17 protein-coding genes are annotated in these 15,371 nt (G+C 60.7%); 7 read left to right on the top strand and 10 right to left on the bottom strand.

Annotated features, from left to right (window positions below; translation table 11 throughout):
- Positions 1–9 precede the first annotated feature (9 nt).
- The 6 genes from BKY27_RS09605 to hemJ all read right to left on the bottom strand — a co-directional run bounded on the left by BKY27_RS09605 (position 10) and on the right by hemJ (position 6,465).
- Positions 10–801, bottom strand: coding sequence for a ParA family protein (locus BKY27_RS09605; RefSeq protein WP_071674258.1), 792 nt, complete (start codon positions 799–801; stop codon positions 10–12).
- Entirely contained in the window at positions 794–1,420 is a 627-nt protein-coding gene (gene rsmG / locus BKY27_RS09600; protein WP_071674257.1) for a 16S rRNA (guanine(527)-N(7))-methyltransferase RsmG, read from the bottom strand. The genes BKY27_RS09605 and rsmG overlap by 8 nt, the downstream gene beginning before the upstream one ends.
- Positions 1,417–3,282, bottom strand: a complete 1,866-nt coding sequence (gene mnmG, locus BKY27_RS09595) for a tRNA uridine-5-carboxymethylaminomethyl(34) synthesis enzyme MnmG (protein WP_071674386.1) — start codon at positions 3,280–3,282, stop codon at positions 1,417–1,419. Before mnmG ends, rsmG begins: the two co-directional genes overlap by 4 nt.
- Before the next feature lie 11 nt (positions 3,283–3,293).
- Positions 3,294–4,583, bottom strand: a complete 1,290-nt coding sequence (gene mnmE / locus BKY27_RS09590) for a tRNA uridine-5-carboxymethylaminomethyl(34) synthesis GTPase MnmE (protein ID WP_071674256.1) — start codon at positions 4,581–4,583, stop codon at positions 3,294–3,296.
- 15 nt (positions 4,584–4,598) lie between these two features.
- Positions 4,599–5,870, bottom strand: coding sequence for a transcription termination factor Rho (gene rho, locus BKY27_RS09585; RefSeq protein WP_071674255.1), 1,272 nt, complete (start codon positions 5,868–5,870; stop codon positions 4,599–4,601).
- Between the two features lie 136 nt (positions 5,871–6,006).
- Positions 6,007–6,465, bottom strand: a complete 459-nt coding sequence (gene hemJ / locus BKY27_RS09580; RefSeq protein WP_071674254.1) for a protoporphyrinogen oxidase HemJ — start codon at positions 6,463–6,465, stop codon at positions 6,007–6,009.
- Positions 6,466–6,881: 416 nt separating this feature from the next.
- On the opposite strand from hemJ, the gene BKY27_RS09575 reads away from it, so the two are divergent.
- From BKY27_RS09575 to dnaQ, 4 genes are read left to right on the top strand one after another with little or no spacing between them, the layout of a single operon-like run.
- Positions 6,882–7,478, top strand: coding sequence for a Maf family protein (locus BKY27_RS09575; RefSeq protein ID WP_071674253.1), 597 nt, complete (start codon positions 6,882–6,884; stop codon positions 7,476–7,478).
- Complete coding sequence (locus BKY27_RS09570; protein ID WP_071674252.1) at positions 7,475–8,308, top strand: shikimate dehydrogenase; 834 nt, start codon at positions 7,475–7,477, stop codon at positions 8,306–8,308. The genes BKY27_RS09575 and BKY27_RS09570 overlap by 4 nt, the downstream gene beginning before the upstream one ends.
- The gene (coaE, locus tag BKY27_RS09565) at positions 8,305–8,898 is read left to right on the top strand and encodes a dephospho-CoA kinase (RefSeq protein ID WP_071674251.1); all 594 of its coding nucleotides are present in this window, start codon (positions 8,305–8,307) and stop codon (positions 8,896–8,898) included. Before BKY27_RS09570 ends, coaE begins: the two co-directional genes overlap by 4 nt.
- A complete protein-coding gene (gene dnaQ / locus BKY27_RS09560; protein WP_071674250.1) occupies positions 8,891–9,628 on the top strand; it encodes a DNA polymerase III subunit epsilon in 738 nt (245 codons plus the stop codon). Before coaE ends, dnaQ begins: the two co-directional genes overlap by 8 nt.
- On the opposite strand, the gene secB is transcribed toward dnaQ, so the two are convergent.
- On the bottom strand, positions 9,629–10,141 hold the full coding sequence (secB, locus tag BKY27_RS09555) for a protein-export chaperone SecB (protein ID WP_071674249.1): 513 nt from the start codon (positions 10,139–10,141) through the stop codon (positions 9,629–9,631).
- Positions 10,142–10,196: 55 nt separating this feature from the next.
- Positions 10,197–10,673 (bottom strand): FxsA family protein, encoded by a 477-nt coding sequence (locus BKY27_RS09550; protein ID WP_071674248.1) that lies wholly within the window; start codon positions 10,671–10,673, stop codon positions 10,197–10,199.
- Between the two features lie 119 nt (positions 10,674–10,792).
- Between BKY27_RS09550 and BKY27_RS09545 the strand changes: the two genes are divergently transcribed.
- The 3 genes from BKY27_RS09545 to BKY27_RS09535 are packed head-to-tail and all read left to right on the top strand — an operon-like array spanning position 10,793 to position 13,082.
- On the top strand, positions 10,793–11,452 hold the full coding sequence (locus tag BKY27_RS09545; protein WP_071674247.1) for a Tim44/TimA family putative adaptor protein: 660 nt from the start codon (positions 10,793–10,795) through the stop codon (positions 11,450–11,452).
- Positions 11,453–11,458: 6 nt separating this feature from the next.
- Positions 11,459–12,481 carry a murein transglycosylase A gene (gene mltA / locus BKY27_RS09540; protein WP_071674246.1) on the top strand — a complete coding sequence of 341 codons (1,023 nt, stop codon included), beginning with the start codon at positions 11,459–11,461 and terminating at the stop codon, positions 12,479–12,481.
- A 1-nt stretch (position 12,482) separates the two neighbouring features.
- Entirely contained in the window at positions 12,483–13,082 is a 600-nt protein-coding gene (locus BKY27_RS09535; protein WP_071674245.1) for a Smr/MutS family protein, read from the top strand.
- On the opposite strand, the gene BKY27_RS09530 is transcribed toward BKY27_RS09535, so the two are convergent.
- Positions 13,065–14,291: an MFS transporter gene (locus BKY27_RS09530; protein ID WP_071674244.1), complete on the bottom strand. Its 1,227-nt coding sequence runs from the start codon at positions 14,289–14,291 to the stop codon at positions 13,065–13,067. The two genes, BKY27_RS09535 and BKY27_RS09530, sit on opposite strands and share 18 nt — an antisense overlap.
- Positions 14,288–15,310 carry an alpha/beta hydrolase gene (locus BKY27_RS09525; protein ID WP_146636219.1) on the bottom strand — a complete coding sequence of 341 codons (1,023 nt, stop codon included), beginning with the start codon at positions 15,308–15,310 and terminating at the stop codon, positions 14,288–14,290. The genes BKY27_RS09530 and BKY27_RS09525 overlap by 4 nt, the downstream gene beginning before the upstream one ends.
- Positions 15,311–15,371: the final 61 nt, after the last annotated feature.

The raw sequence follows: 15,371 nt of genomic DNA, 5'->3' as shown, positions 1-15,371 counted from the left end.
GTTTCCTTCTCAGGCTTGCTGCAACTGACGGTCCAAGACCTCTCTCGCCAGATCACGATAGGCTTCGCTGCCCTTCGAGGTGGGATCGTATTGCAGAATCGGCATGGCATAGGACGGGGCCTCGCTCAGCCGAACATTGCGCGGAATCCGGGTGCGATACACCAGTTCCCCAAGATTGTCGCGGGCATCTTCTTCGACCTGCCGACACAAGTTGTTGCGAGTGTCATACATGGTCAACACCACACCCTCAATTCGCAGGGCTGGATTTGCAGACTGGCGAACCTCTCGGATCGTCAGCATCAATTGAGACAGCCCCTCCAATGCGAAGAATTCCGATTGCAGAGGCACCAGAACCGCGTCGGCCGCCACCATGGCGTTGACCGTCAACAGGTTCAACGACGGTGGGCAGTCCATCAAGATGATGTCGAACCCGGCCACGGAGGCCGGCTGAAGAGCATCTTTCAGCAGGAAAACCCTGTTTTCATTACTCACAAGCTCCACATCGGCCGAGCTGAGGTCGGTGGTCGATGGTGCAATCCAGAGGTTGTCTACGCCCGTCGGCAGCAGGATTTCCCGCAGCGACATCCCCTCGATCAAAAGGTCATAGGTCGTAAAATTGCGCTGTTCGGTGTCGATCCCCAGCCCGGTAGACGCATTCCCTTGCGGATCAAGATCAATCACCAGCACCCGCTGCCCTTCGGCGGCGAGCGCGGCCCCAAGGTTGATTGCGGTCGTGGTCTTTCCAACCCCGCCCTTCTGGTTGGCAATGGCAATACAACGAGGTCGGCTGGACTCAAGCACGGTGAATATCTCCGATTTTCAGAATCACGGCCCCCTCGGCCGTCTGGCTGGAAACAGAATCCACGCTCATCCGCCATGTCTCAAGCGCTTCTTCGATTTCCTGCGCATGTGTCGCGCCTTTTAGGAACAGGGCGGTGCCATTGGGCGACAGGTGACGCTCTGCATGCCCAAGAAGTTTGCCGAGAGAGGCCAAAGCCCGTGCCGACAGAACCGCCGCGCCTTGGGGCGGCGCCTCTTCGATTCTCCGGGTTAGAACTCCGACCTTCAGGCCCATTTCCGCCGCAACGGTACGCAGAAAGCTGCCTTTACGCAGATCGCTCTCAATGAAGGTAAACCGCAGCTCCGGGGCCTGTTCGGCTGCAACGGCCGCACACACGAGGCCCGGAAACCCCGCGCCCGACCCGATGTCCAGCCAAAGCCCCTCTTTGACCGGGCAAAGATCGAACACTTGGGCAGAATCGAGGAAATGGCGGCTCCAAAGCTCGGGGATCGTGCTTGGCGCAACCAGGTTGATGGCCTTTTGCCACTTCACAAGCGCGTCGGCATAGGTCTGCAACCGGTCGAATGTTTCACGTGAAACACTGGCCTGCAGCCGGGCGCGCGCATCGTCTTCGGTCATGCCCGTTTCCGTTCATGCTGCCGGATCTTGGTCAACAGCAGCGTCAAAGCTGCTGGGGTCATTCCTTCGATCCGCCCCGCCTGCCCCAAGGTTTGCGGACGAATGTGGCTGAGCTTACCCCGCAGCTCATTCGACAAACCGTCAATCGCGTCATAGGTGAAACCATCGGGAATCCGTTGCGCTTCGTCTCGTTTCAGAGCCGCAACGTCGCGCTGCTGTCGTTCAATATAGCTGACGTAGAGCGCCTCGCGCGATAGCTGCGCCTTGGTCTCAGTGTTCAATGCATTCACATCAGGCCAGATCGCCGCGAGGTTTTCGATAGTGATATCCGGAAAGGACAACAGGTCGAGCGCCGTGCGCCGCTGCCCGTCCTGGTTAATGTTGAGTCCATGCGCCCGCCCCTCGGTCGGCGTGACAGACAGGGCGCGCATGGTGTCATAGCCCCTGGCCAATCGCTCCATCTTGGCGTCGAATGTTTGCACCCGCTCCTGGCTGACAATGCCAAGCTCCTTCGCGCGCGGGGTCAGCCGCTGGTCTGCATTATCGGCGCGCAAGGTCAGTCGAAACTCTGCCCGCGAGGTGAACATCCGGTAAGGTTCCGCAACGCCCCGAGTCACGAGGTCGTCGATCATGACACCGATGTAGGAGTCGCTTCGACTGAACGTTACCGGATCCTTAGACAAAACCTGGTGTGCTGCATTCAGGCCTGCCACAAGGCCTTGTGCCGCAGCCTCTTCATATCCCGTTGTTCCGTTGATCTGCCCGGCAAGGAACAGGCCCGGCACGTCCTTGACCTCAAGCACTGGGCTAAGCGCCCGTGGATCGACGTAATCATATTCGATGGCATACCCCGGTTGCAGGATTTCGGCCTGCTCCAACCCGCGAATCGAATGCACGTAGTCGTGCTGCACGTCTTCCGGCAGCGAGGTCGAGATGCCGTTGGGATAGACCGTGTCGTCGTCCAGACCCTCGGGTTCGAGGAAGATCTGGTGAGACTCCTTGTCGGCAAACCGCACGATCTTGTCTTCGATCGACGGGCAATAGCGCGGGCCGATCCCCTCGATATGCCCGCCATACATCGCCGATCGGTCGAGGTTGTCGCGGATGATCCGGTGCGTCGCGGCATTGGTATGGGTGATCCCACAGGCGATCTGACGCACCTGCGGCCCCTTCGACAGGAAAGAAAACATGACCGGATTGTCATCAGCAGGCTGGCTGTCGAGAATGCCCCAGTTGATCGTCTTGCCGTTCAGGCGCGGCGGCGTGCCGGTTTTCAGGCGGCCTAGCGGCAGGCCGAACGCGTCGATCCGCTCTGCCAACAGGTTAGAGGGCTTGTCCCCCATCCGCCCACCGGGGCGCTGGACGTCACCGATATGGATGATCCCACGCAGGAATGTGCCAGTGGTCAGCACCACCGCCCCGGCCCGGATCTCGGACCCGTCTTCCAAACGGACGCCACCGATCCGGCCCGCGTTCATGATCAGATCGGCGGCTTCACCTTCGATGATCGAAAGACTTGGCAAACAGGCCAACTCTGCCTGCATGGCGAGGCGGTAGAGTTTGCGATCGGATTGAGTGCGTGGGCCTTGAACGGCTGGACCTTTCCGGCGGTTCAAAAGCCGGAACTGGATACCGGACGCATCGGCCACGCGGCCCATGGCCCCACCAAGCGCGTCGATTTCCCGGACAAGATGGCCCTTGCCCAATCCTCCAATTGCAGGGTTGCACGACATGACGCCGATGGTGTCGGCCCGCAGGGTCAGCAACGCCACACGCGCACCGGCGCGGGCTGCCGCATGGGCCGCATCTGATCCGGCATGACCGCCGCCGATCACCACGACATCGAAGTCCAGATGTTTCACGTGAAACACTCCTATTTCCCGAGGCAGAAGCGCGAGAAGATTTCGCCCAGGACCATTTCCACATCAATCCGGCCAATCAGGGAATCCAGCCGTCTAATCGCGCTGCGCAAATGCTCTGCCGCCAGTTCGGTTCGATCTGGCCCTGCTTGTACCTCATCCATTCCCGCGACCAAAGACCGGAGTGAATCTGCCATCGCCTCGCCGTGGCGGGCATGTGTGGCGGTAACCTGACGCGCAGCGCGGGTCGACAGTGTATCGGCCAACTGGTCGATCAGGGATGAGACCCCCAGCCCAGTCACCCCGGAAATCGCGCACTCGGTGTTCCCATGCAGATCGCCTTTGCCAAGCAGCACGATATCCCCGTCGCGCATAGAGATCGGCGGCACCTCGCCCGGTTCAGATTGCAGGAATACGCGGATGTCCGCCCCCTCGGCCCGGGTGCGGGCCCGGTCGATCCCGATGCGTTCGACCGCGTCGCCGGACTCTCGTAGGCCAGCGGTGTCCAGCACGGTCACTGGCAATCCGCGCAGATCCATCCTCACCTCGATCACGTCGCGGGTTGTGCCGGCGATATCGGACGTGATGGCCGCCTCTCGCCCTGCGAGCATGTTGAGAAGTGTGGATTTTCCCGCATTTGGGGCGCCCAGGATGGCAACCTCAAAACCGTCTCTGATACGTTCAGCCACATCAACCCCAGCGATTTCCCTGCGCAGATCGGCCATGACCGGAGTCAGCAACGAAGTGACTTCGGGCGTGACATCAACAGGCACCTCCTCGTCGGCAAAGTCGATCGTGACCTCTAACAGCGCTGCGGCGCGCAGCAAGTTCTCGCGCCATTGCTCTACCAGCTGGCCAAGACCGCCTGACAGAACGCGCAATGCCTGAACGCGCTGCGCCTCGGTTTCGGCGTCGATCAAATCGGCCAGGCCTTCAACCTGGGCCACGTCCATCCGGTCGTTTTCCAACGCGCGGCGGGTGAATTCCCCCGGCTCTGCCATTCGCGCCAGATCGGTTGCACCAATAGCCGCAAGAACAGATCTGACCGTGGCGGGGCTACCATGGGTGTGAAGCTCTACCACATCCTCACCGGTAAAGCTGCGGGGGCCTTGGAAGGCCAGCACCAATGCGTCGTCCAGATGGCCGCCCTGCCCATCCAGCAGCTTGCGCAGACGTGCCGTTCCGACACTGGGAACCGACCCGGCCAAGGCCCCGGCCACGCCAAATGCCGCCGGACCCGAAATACGGATCACGGCAACGCCGGCTTTCCCCGGCGCCGTGGCCAGCGCAAAGATGGTATCCATAGCCCCTCCGCGGGGTCAGCTGTTCATAGAATCGAAGAACTCGGCGTTCGACTTGGTCTGCTTGAGCTTGGAAATCAGGAACTCGATGGCATCGGTGGTGCCCATCGGGTTCAGAATGCGGCGCAGCAGGAAGGTTTTGTGCAGGTCTTTGGACTCGACCAGCAGGTCTTCCTTGCGGGTGCCGGATTTCAGGATGTCCATCGCCGGGAACACACGCTTGTCGGCCACCTTGCGGTCCAGCACGATTTCACTGTTGCCGGTGCCTTTGAACTCTTCAAAGATGACTTCATCCATACGACTGCCGGTGTCGATCAGGGCGGTCGCGATGATGGTCAGCGATCCCCCCTCTTCGATGTTCCGCGCGGCGCCAAAGAAGCGCTTGGGCCGTTGCAGGGCGTTCGCATCGACACCGCCGGTCAGAACCTTGCCAGAGCTGGGAACGGTGGTGTTGTAAGCGCGGCCAAGGCGGGTGATCGAGTCGAGCAGAATCACTACGTCGCGCTTGTGTTCAACAAGGCGTTTGGCCTTCTCGATCACCATTTCCGAGACGGCAACGTGACGTGTTGCAGGTTCGTCGAAAGTCGAGGAGATCACCTCGCCTTTCACGCTGCGCTGCATATCCGTCACCTCTTCGGGACGTTCGTCGATCAACAGGACGATCAGGTAGCACTCGGGGTGGTTTTTCTCGATCGAGCTTGCAATGTTTTGCAAGAGAACCGTCTTGCCCGTGCGCGGCGGCGCCACGATCAGCGACCGCTGGCCTTTGCCGATGGGCGCTACAAGGTCGATGATCCGGGCCGAGCGATCCTTGATGGTCGGATCGTCCAGTTCCATTTTCAGCCGCTCATCGGGATAGAGCGGCGTCAGGTTGTCGAAGTTGATCTTGTGCTTGGCCTTTTCGGGATCTTCAAAGTTGATCTGCGTGGCCTTTACCAGCCCGAAATACCGCTCATTTTCGCGCGGGGCGTGAATGACCCCCTCCACCGTGTCGCCGGTGCGCAAGGAATGCTGGCGGATCATCTCGGGCGAGACGTAAATGTCATCGGGGCCCGGCAGATAGTTCGCCTCGGGCGAGCGCAGGAACCCGAACCCGTCTTGCAACACTTCAAGTACGCCATCGCCGGAAATTTCCCAGCCCTCGTCTGCGCGCTCCTTGAGGATCTGGAACATCATCTCGCCCTTGCGCATGGTCGAGGCGTTCTCGATTTCGAGTTCCTCTGCCATCGACAGCAGGTCTTTGGGGGAGTTGGCCTTGAGATCGGCCAGATTCAGCGTTTCGGTGGTCATGGGAAGATCGTCCCTCGGGCTGGCTCTGCCCGGGTGATCAGGCGTGCCGCGAATAGATTTGAATAGGGAAACAGCAGGGCCGGACGGCCCCGTTGAATTGCCAGATAGGCAAAAGCCCCTTCCGAGTCAACCGGGCTCAGGAAAACGGTCGGGCGATCACAGAAATCACGATCACCACCAGGAACAGGGTCGGCAGTTCGTTCATCATCCGATAGGTCCGCCCGGTGCGAATATTCTCACCCTTGGCAAAGTCCTTGCGGCGCAGTCCAAGCCAGTGGTGAAACCACGTCATCCCCAGCACGGCCACAGCTTTGGTCCAAGGCCAGACCTCGCCCCAATAAACGATTCCCGGGGTGAAGACCAAGGCCAGACCGAAGACCCATGTGGCAATCATGGCCGGGTTCATGATCAGGCGCAGCAGTTTGTATTCCATCGTCTGGAACAGCGCATCGGTGTCGGTGCCCTGACCAACCTGTTCGGCGTGATAGACGAAGAGCCTTGGCAAATAGAACAGGCCTGCCATCCACGCGATGACCGAGATGACATGCAAACTCTTGGTCCAGGGATAGGCTGCCGCAAGGAAATCGCCGATCATTATGCTCTCCTTAACCGTCGCCCCCTCAATAATAGAATCTATATTAAAGAAAAGATGTTGTTGTTGTTGTAGCGTGGATAACTGGGATAGGCGGGTTACCCGGATCTTGTCCCAAGGTTTTTCCACAGGCTTGGCGCGGTGGCAGGGATTTCTGACCTTATCCCAAGGATCGAGAAATTTACATTAAATACAAGGTGTTGTCGATGATAACCGGCTTGGATATCCTCTCGGCGACTCTGGGATAGCTGGCAAATTCGTTCACATGGCCACATCGGCCTGTTGGCAAGCTATCCCCGTGGAAAACCGGTGTGCGACTCATGGCTTTTCCCCTTCCTTGCGGGGGACGGGCGAGTTACCCCCGTTTATACAAAGGTCCACCCCCAGCCTGACCCCAGAGTTGTTCAGAGAGTTATCCAATGTCGCAGATCATCCTGGCCTCCGGCTCCGAGATCCGGAAAACCCTGCTTGCGAACGCCGGGGTGCCCGTAACCGCCCTGCCCGCCCGCATAGATGAGGCAGCGATCAAGGCCGCACTGTTGGCCGAAGATGCCACACCGCGCGACATCGCCGATGCGTTGGCCGAATTCAAAGCGCGCAAGATCTCGGAAAAGCATTGGGACGCCGTGGTAATCGGCTGTGATCAGGTGCTGGAGTTTCAAGGCCAGGTGTTGTCCAAACCCGCCAGCCGGGACGAAGCCGCCGATCAATTGCGCGCGTTGCGGGGAAAGCAGCACAAGCTGCTGTCTGCCGTTGTGATCTATGCCGGAAGGGAACCGCTCTGGCGCTATGTCGGACAAGTGCGGCTGTTGATGCGCGACATCAGCGATGCTTTCCTCGAAGGGTACCTTGAGCGGAACTGGCCCGGTATTGATGACTCTGTTGGCGGCTATAAGCTTGAAGAAGAAGGCGCGCGGCTTTTCAGCCGGGTCGAAGGCGACTACTTTACCGTCTTGGGGTTGCCACTCTTGGAAGTCATCGGCTTCCTGACCCAGAGGGAGGAGATCGAGGGATGACGGACAAGCTGTTGCTTGCAGGCGTGATCGGGGATCCGATCGCTCATAGCCGCTCGCCCCTGTTGCATGGTCATTGGCTGTGGCGCTACGGAATCGACGGCCATTACGTACCGCTGCATGTCACCCGCGATACCCTGCACGATACGCTGCGCCTGCTGCCAGAGCTTGGGTTCAAGGGTATCAACGTCACAATCCCGCACAAGGAAACGGTGCTTCAGATCGCAGACTCGGTAACCGACCGCGCGGCGTTGATCGGGGCGGCGAATACACTGACGTTCACCGCCAATGGCAAGCTTCAGGCAGACAACACCGACGGCGAAGGCTTTATCCAGAATATCAAGCAATACACACCGGGTTGGAGCGCCGCCGAGGGCCCGGCGCTGGTTCTGGGTGCAGGTGGTGCGGCGCGGGCGGTGGTATCGACCCTGCTGTCCGAAGGCTGCCCGCATGTGATCGTGGTCAACCGCACCCGCGCGCGGGCCGAGGCATTGCAGGATAATTTCGGGGCCCGCGTGCAGGTTGCGGACTGGACCCGTATACCAGATGCCTTGGAAGAGGTTGCGTTGCTGGTGAACACCACGTCGCTGGGGATGACGGGCAAACAGCCGCTGCACATCGACCTTGACCGGCTCAGCCCGCAAACGGTGGTCAATGACATCGTGTATGCGCCCTTGCAGACCGATCTTTTACAAGAAGCGGCTGCGCGAGGGTGTCATACAGTGGATGGCTTGGGCATGTTGTTGCATCAGGCCGCACCGGGGTTTGAGCGCTGGTTTGGTGTGAAACCCGAGGTGGACGATGAATTGCGCACGGTGGTTTTGGAAGGATGAGCTACGTCCTTGGCCTGACCGGCTCTATCGGGATGGGAAAATCCACCACAGCCGGGTTTTTCCGCGACGCAGGTGTTCCGGTCTGGGACGCGGATGCAGCCGTTCACCGGCTCTACGCCAAGGGCGGGGCGGCAGTCGGCCCAATTGGGGACATCTGCCCGGACGCCACAGCCATCGGCAAGGTGGACCGGGCCGCGTTGAAGGACTGGATTGCAAGGGACGCATCGGCGCTGGCCCGGATCGAGGCCATTGTTCACCCCTTGGTGGCCAAGGACCGCGCGGATTTTCTGAGCAGGAACGCCGACGCGCCGCTGGTGGTGCTGGACATCCCGTTGCTGTTCGAAACCGGGGGGGCAGAGAAAATGGATGGTGTTCTGGTCGTTTCGGTCGATGCTGAAGAACAGCGTCGCCGTGTCTTGGAACGGGCCACGATGACACCGGCCATGCTGGAGTCGATCCTTGCCCGGCAGACATCCGATGCGGAAAAACGCGCCAAGGCCGATTTCGTCATTGAAACCTACGAAATGGAAGAGGCGCGGGCCGAGGTTCAGGCCCTGATCGCCAAGCTGAACGAGGGCGCCCATGCGTGAAATCGTACTCGATACAGAGACGACGGGTTTTGACCCGGAAAGCGGTGACAGGATCGTCGAAATCGGGGCTATCGAGCTTTATAACCACCTGCCCACGGGCGGCACGTTTCACGTCTATATCAACCCTGATCGGTCAATGCCGGATGAGGCCTTTGGCGTGCACGGCATCGGCCCTGACCTTCTGGAATCCGGGGCGCGGGACGCAAAGCCCGGCGAGATCACACTCAAGGACAAACCTGTTTTTTCAGCGTTTGGCCAACAGTTCCTGGAATTCATCGGTGGCGATTCCAAGTTGATCATTCATAACGCCAGTTTTGACATGAAATTCCTGAACGCCGAGCTTCGTTGGCTTGGCTTGCCACAAATCCCCTGGGATCGGGCCCTGGATACGCTGGCCATCGCGCGGCGCAGGTTTCCGGGGTCGCCGGCATCCCTCGATGCGCTGTGCCGCCGTTTTGGAATCGATAACAGCAGCCGTGAAAAGCACGGGGCATTGCTCGACTCGGAAATTCTGGCAGAGGTGTATCTGGAGCTGATCGGCGGGCGGCAGCCTGATTTCGCACTCCAAGTGACCACCGGCCGCCAAACCGAGGGACAAGTGACCGAAGACTGGCGCCCGCGCCCGCGCTCAACGCCCCTGCCCGCGCGGATCACGCAAGAAGAAGCCGCCGCCCATGTCTCTTTCGTAGAAGAGTTGGGCGACGGCGCTGTCTGGAAGAAATTCGGCTGATCAGGCGTCGGCGTGCGGCTTGGCCTGTGCGGCGCGGGCCAATTGGTTACGATAGATCTGCACGAAATCCATGTTGTCGAGGTTCAGCGGAGGGAAGCCACCGTCGCGCGACAGGTCCGACACGATACGGCGAATGAAGGGGAACAACATCCGCGGGCACTCGATGTGCAGGAACGGGTGCAACTGCTGCTCGGTCACGTTCTCGACCTGGAAGACGCCGGCATAGTCCAGCTCGATCAGGAAGATCTGTGCGCCATCTTCCTTGGTCTTGCTGTCGATCTTGAGTTTGACGATCACGTCATACTGGTTTTCCGTCGACCGCTTTCGCGCCTCGACCCCGACCTGAACCTGAATCTCGGGCTGCGTATTGCCCTGCAACGCCTTCTGGGCCGCGATGTTTTCAAACGACATGTCGCGGATGAACTGTGCCAGAACCTGCATCTTGGGCAGGACGGGTTGCTGTGCTGCTGTGTCTGCTGCTTCGGGGGTATCGGTCCCGTTTTCTTCGGCCATTGGGATCTCCAAGGTTATAAGGTTGTTTGCCGTTTATCAGGCAAACATGCGGGCCTCAATGCTGTGTCCATCCAGAGGGACCGTTGCGCGGCGAAGAATCGTCGACTTCGTACTCGCCGTCGATCACGTCGCCGGGGGCAGACCCTTGCGCGCGCCACTGCTTTTGACCGGCAACCATGGACTCGACCTTCACCCGCTTGCGCAATTCGCGCAGCACCCAGTTTCGCACGCCGGGTACCAGAAGGGCGAAACCAAGCGTATCGGTGAAAAAGCCCGGCGTCAGCAACAGCGCGCCCGAAAACAGGATCATCGCCCCATGGGCCAAGGGTTCGGTCGGATCACGCAGATCGTCAAAACTGTTCCGCAGCCGAGCCATGGCCTGCGCCCCTTGCGACCGTACAAGGGACGTCCCCAGAACCGCCGTCAGAACGACGATACCCAAGGTCGGCCACAAGCCGATCAATCCGCCCACCTGAATGAAAAGAGCGATTTCGATCAACGGCACGGCGATGAACAGAAGTAACAACCACATAATGCGTCCTTTCGTCTTCGGGCACGGGGTGTGTGACATGGACTTGACCCGTCCCCTTGCCTACATATGTGCCATCGGTCGGAAAGATTTAACCCCACCTTCCACGAAGAGGTTACCTAATGAGTTCATCCCTGTTGCAACTGTTGGTGCTTGCCGGGATCGCGATTTTCCTGATCCTCAAGTTGCGCAACGTTCTGGGAACACGGGATGGTTATGAAACCCCGCCCGAAGAGCGCGCGGAACGTAGCAACACTGCGCGCCGGGATTTCGAGGTGATCGAAGGCGGCCCGGATCGCGATATCATCGACCATGTCGATGACGGCAGCGAAGCCGCCAAGGCATTGGCCGCCATGAAAATGGCAGAGCCGGGGTTCAGTGTATCCGAGTTTTTGCAAGGCGCGCGCGGCGCTTATGAAATGATCCTTATGGCGTTCGAAAATGGCGACCTTGACGGTCTGCGTCCGTTCCTTGCACCGGATGTTCTGGAAACCTTCGAAGAGGTAATCCGCCAGCGAGAGAGTCAGGGTTTGTCCATCGAAGCGAGCTTTGTCGGCCTGCGGGAATTAACCCTCGATGATGCGACGTTCGACCGCGCCACGAGCGAGGCGGAAATCACGGTGCGCTTTGCTGGTGAACTGACCTCGGTCGTGCGCAACGCCGCCGGGGACGTGATCGAGGGCGATCCCTCGGAAATAAAGCGCCAGCGGGACGCCTGGACGTTCGGCCGCACTATGGGCAGCGATAACCCCAACTGGGTTCTGGTCGCGACCGGAGGGTAATCCTTCATGCGCGGCGGGCTTTTTTCGCTGGTCTTGTCCGCCGCGGTTCTGTTTTCTGCGCCCGTCATGGCACAGCAGACAGCACAGATATTGTCGTTCGACGATCTTGAGGGATGGGCCGAGGATGACCACGAAGCCGCGCTTCGGGTCTTTCTCAACACCTGTCCTGACATGGATGGCGAATGGCTGCGTCTCTGCGCGGTGGCGCAACAGGAACCCAACGCACGCACCTTTTTCGAGCTGTTCTTTCGCCCGGTCCTGATCGGTGGCGAAGACCCGGCCCTGTTCACCGGCTATTTCGAGCCGGAACTGAACGGATCGCGAACGCGCACCGGGCGCTATCGCTATCCGGTCTATCGCCTGCCCCCCGATATAGCGGAACCCTACTATACCCGCCGCGAGATCGACCAGGACGGGGTGTTGGACGGGCGCGGTCTGGAAATTGCCTGGGTCGATGATCCGGTGGAGCTGTTCTTTCTGCAGATTCAGGGCTCGGGCCGTATTCGCCTGACCGACGGTCATGTGATCCGCGTCGGCTATGCCGGGCGCAATGGTCGCAATTACCGGTCTGTCGGTCAGGAGCTTGTCCGGCGGGGGGTTTATCAGGCGCATCAGGTGTCAGCCCAGGTCATCCAGTCGTGGGTTCGGCGGCACGGGGCTGAAGGGCGGGAATTGCTCTACCACAACCCGGCCTACGTCTTTTTCCGGGTGATCCGGACCCGAAATGAAAACGACGGGCCCCTTGGGGCGATGAACCGCTCGATCACGGCCATGCGCAGTATCGCGGTGGACCCCGTGTTCACTCCGCTTGGGGCACCGGTCTGGATCGAGAAGGATGGCGAAACTCCGATGCGCCGCCTCATGATCGCGCAGGATACGGGGTCGGCCATTCAGGGGGCGCAGCGGGCAGATATCTTCTATGGGTTCGGCGATGCGGCGGGGCAAGAGGCCGGGCGCATCCGTGACCCTGGGCGGATGATTGTGCTGATGCCGATCGAGCTGGCCAACCTGATGGCGCCGGACGTCTGACATGGCCCGCCGCAAACCCGGAAAACTCAGCGAAGAAGATCGGCAGATCTGGTCCGCCGTGGCCAAAACGATCACCTCCGCGCGCCCCGAAAAGCCGCGCGAAGAAGAGCGCCCGACAGAGCCGGTTCACGCCAAGCCAAAGCGCAAGCAAAGCTTTGAAGTCAGCGATTTCCGCATTGGTGAAACCGCCACCGGCCCCCTGCCCGGCAGCCACCTGGCACCGTCCGTGTCGGACCGCCTGGCCCATGCCCCGGTGCGAATGGACCATTCCACCCACAAGAAGATGGTGCGCGGCAAGATGAAGCCCGAGGCGCGGATTGACCTGCATGGAATGACGCTGGCCCAGGCCCATCCGGCGCTGACACGGTTCATCCTCGATGCCTATGACGACGGATTGCGCTTGGTTCTCGTGATTACGGGCAAGGGCAAGGATCGCGACGATCCTGGCCCGATCCCGATCCGGCGCGGGGTGTTGAAGCATCAGGTGCCGAACTGGCTGCATATGCCGCCGCTCGGCATGGTTGTGCTGGACATCCGCGAGGCCCATATCCGGCACGGCGGCACCGGGGCCTATTATGTCTATCTACGCCGCCCGCGGTAGCGCCCGCGCGGCTTGGGCGACACCGACCCACATCAGCCCGGACGCCAGAAGGAACCAAAGCGCGATACCCAGCATCTGCTCGGGGAACGTGATGCCCGCGTCGATCAAGACACCGGAAATCGCGGGTCCGATGGCCGACCCCAGAACCATCGCCGCGGTGGCGATCGACTTGATCCCGCCGATATGGCGCGTGCCGTAGAACTCTGCCCAAAAGGCCGAGGGAAGCGTTGAATTGGCCCCGGTGGTCATCGCCATCAGGGCAAAGGCCACGGCCGCGCCCCAAAGGCTGCCAGCACTCGCCATGACGATGAAACTCGCAGCAATGGGCAGTTGATAAAAGGGCATCAAACGGCTGGTCCCGAACTTGTCCAAGGCCCATCCCGCCAGTGCCATGAACAGGGTTGAAACCACCGTATAAAGCGGGAACAGCGCGACGAAGCTCACATGGCTCCAGCCTTTTACCTCGGCAAGGTGCACCTGTTGGAAAAACAGGGCGGTGACAAAGGCCGATGGGCCAAGGATCGACGGCAGCACGAACCAGAACAGCGGATGACGCAGCATGTCCATCCGGGTCCAGTGGCGGTTGTCCATGCCAATGCCCGCATCGTCCGCTGCCAAGGATTGCGGCGTGCGTTCCTGCCGCAGAAGGCGCTGCATCAGCGGCAGCATCGCCAGAACGAACCCGGCCGCCCCGATCCAGAGCCAGCGCCAGTCCATCACCGTCATCGCCCATACGAAGAGCAACGGCAGGATCGCCTCGCCAAGCGCAAATCCAGCCGTGGCAATCGCCAACGCCTTGCCCCGCGTCGCCACGAACCACCGCGCCATGGCGACCGAGGCCATATGGCTGGTCATCCCCTGCCCCGTGAAACGCAAAAGAAAGACAGAGACAGGCAACAGCGCTGCCCATGGGTTCACCGCCATGAACAGGCAGGCCCCGGATAGGGCCGCGAGAACAACCGCCCCCAACACCCGGACACGCAGACGGTCGGTCAGCACCCCGGACCAGACCATGACAAGGGCCGAGGCTGTGGTGCCCGCCGAATAGATCAGGCCCCATTGGCCATCCGTCAGCGAAAACGCCCCCATGATCTCGCCTGCGAAGATCGAGATAAAAAACGTCTGCCCAAAGCTGGAGGTGAAGGTCAGCAACACTCCGGCCAGTAGAAACGCCGCGTTGGCGCGCAGAAAGGCAAGGCCCGCGTTCACTGTGTCACCGGTGTCAAAAGGATCTGGGTCGCATTCCTGACGGTCAGGACCGTGCCGGTCCACAGGTCGACGGGCACGTCTATCTCGCCACGCCCAATCTCGGGCAGCCCCCGGAACATGTGGATCAGCGACGGCGATGTGGCAAAGGTGGAATGGTTCGACCAATCCCCTGCCCCTGACCGAAAGGCGGAAATGTCGATCAGGGTAATGGGAAACTCTGCCACATCCTCTGGTTCGCCCAGATTGCCAAGCCGGTTCTGCCGCCCGGTCAGGCCAGCCGACACCCGCAGCGCCCGGTCATTGCGCGACGTGATGATCACGAAGGGTTCCGGCAGCGGGCTGACGGCGCGGGCCTGTGACTGGAAGAGTTCGATGTCGATATCGGGCGACACAAGCGCCACGCCCGACAGGCTGTCCAGAACCGCGTCGTTGCCCGACAGGCGGATCTGGCGCAGGGTTTCCATCGTCAGATGTGCGCCGAGGGAATGGGCGACCAGCAGGATGCGGGTCGCGCCTGCCCGATCGAGATCGCGCAAGAACGTCTCCAGCGCATCGCGTGAGAACATCGCACTTTCCCGGTCGAACGCATAGCCAAGCGGCTGGCCCGCACTGGGCCACGCGAAATGTGTCACCAGCCCCGGCGTGTCATAATCGTGGGCCATCTGCGCCGCCCGCATCAGCCCGGCGGCGAAGTTGCTGTTATAGCCATGCACGAACACCACGACCTCTCGGTCACTGGGCGGCAGGGCCATCAGGGCATTGTGAATATCGTTGCGAAAGGCCTCGGCGCCGCTGTAGCGGTCGGCCTCGGTCACGGTGAAATCCGTCTCGGGGTTGGCCACCGGCCCGCGCGGCCAAGTGATTTCCCCGACCTCTCTATTCGGCGGAATAGAGACGGAGAACCGCGTATATTCCAGCGCCCTCTCTCGACCGGCAGAGAAGTGCCGATCTTCGTAGGTGCGGTTGGTGGCAACATAGACCGTCCGCTGCCCCGCGCCCGGCGCAACATCGGGTGTCACGACGAGTCGCGGGGTGGCGCCACAGGCGGCCAGCAAGGTCAGGAGGGCGAAAAGAAGGGGA

It is taken from the genome of Nioella nitratireducens, from assembly GCF_001879715.1.
GTDB classification, from domain to species: domain Bacteria; phylum Pseudomonadota; class Alphaproteobacteria; order Rhodobacterales; family Rhodobacteraceae; genus Nioella; species Nioella nitratireducens.
The sequence above is the reverse complement of the archived record's forward strand: the minus strand, read 5'-3'. Positions and strand labels throughout refer to the sequence as shown.

Bases quoted from the DNA above. Each gene is read 5' to 3' on its own strand.
- hemJ (WP_071674254.1), bottom strand. From the start codon at position 6,465: ATGATCGGCGATTTCCTTGCGGCAGCCTATCCCTGGACCAAGAGTTTG.
- mltA (WP_071674246.1), top strand. From the start codon at position 11,459: ATGCGCGGCGGGCTTTTTTCGCTGGTCTTGTCCGCCGCGGTTCTGTTT.
- secB (WP_071674249.1), bottom strand. From the start codon at position 10,141: ATGGCCGAAGAAAACGGGACCGATACCCCCGAAGCAGCAGACACAGCA.
- BKY27_RS09550 (WP_071674248.1), bottom strand. From the start codon at position 10,673: ATGTGGTTGTTACTTCTGTTCATCGCCGTGCCGTTGATCGAAATCGCT.
- BKY27_RS09545 (WP_071674247.1), top strand. From the start codon at position 10,793: ATGAGTTCATCCCTGTTGCAACTGTTGGTGCTTGCCGGGATCGCGATT.
- BKY27_RS09575 (WP_071674253.1), top strand. From the start codon at position 6,882: ATGTCGCAGATCATCCTGGCCTCCGGCTCCGAGATCCGGAAAACCCTG.
- mnmE (WP_071674256.1), bottom strand. From the start codon at position 4,583: ATGGATACCATCTTTGCGCTGGCCACGGCGCCGGGGAAAGCCGGCGTT.
- BKY27_RS09570 (WP_071674252.1), top strand. From the start codon at position 7,475: ATGACGGACAAGCTGTTGCTTGCAGGCGTGATCGGGGATCCGATCGCT.
- dnaQ (WP_071674250.1), top strand. From the start codon at position 8,891: ATGCGTGAAATCGTACTCGATACAGAGACGACGGGTTTTGACCCGGAA.
- rsmG (WP_071674257.1), bottom strand. From the start codon at position 1,420: ATGACCGAAGACGATGCGCGCGCCCGGCTGCAGGCCAGTGTTTCACGT.
- coaE (WP_071674251.1), top strand. From the start codon at position 8,305: ATGAGCTACGTCCTTGGCCTGACCGGCTCTATCGGGATGGGAAAATCC.
- rho (WP_071674255.1), bottom strand. From the start codon at position 5,870: ATGACCACCGAAACGCTGAATCTGGCCGATCTCAAGGCCAACTCCCCC.
- BKY27_RS09535 (WP_071674245.1), top strand. From the start codon at position 12,483: ATGGCCCGCCGCAAACCCGGAAAACTCAGCGAAGAAGATCGGCAGATC.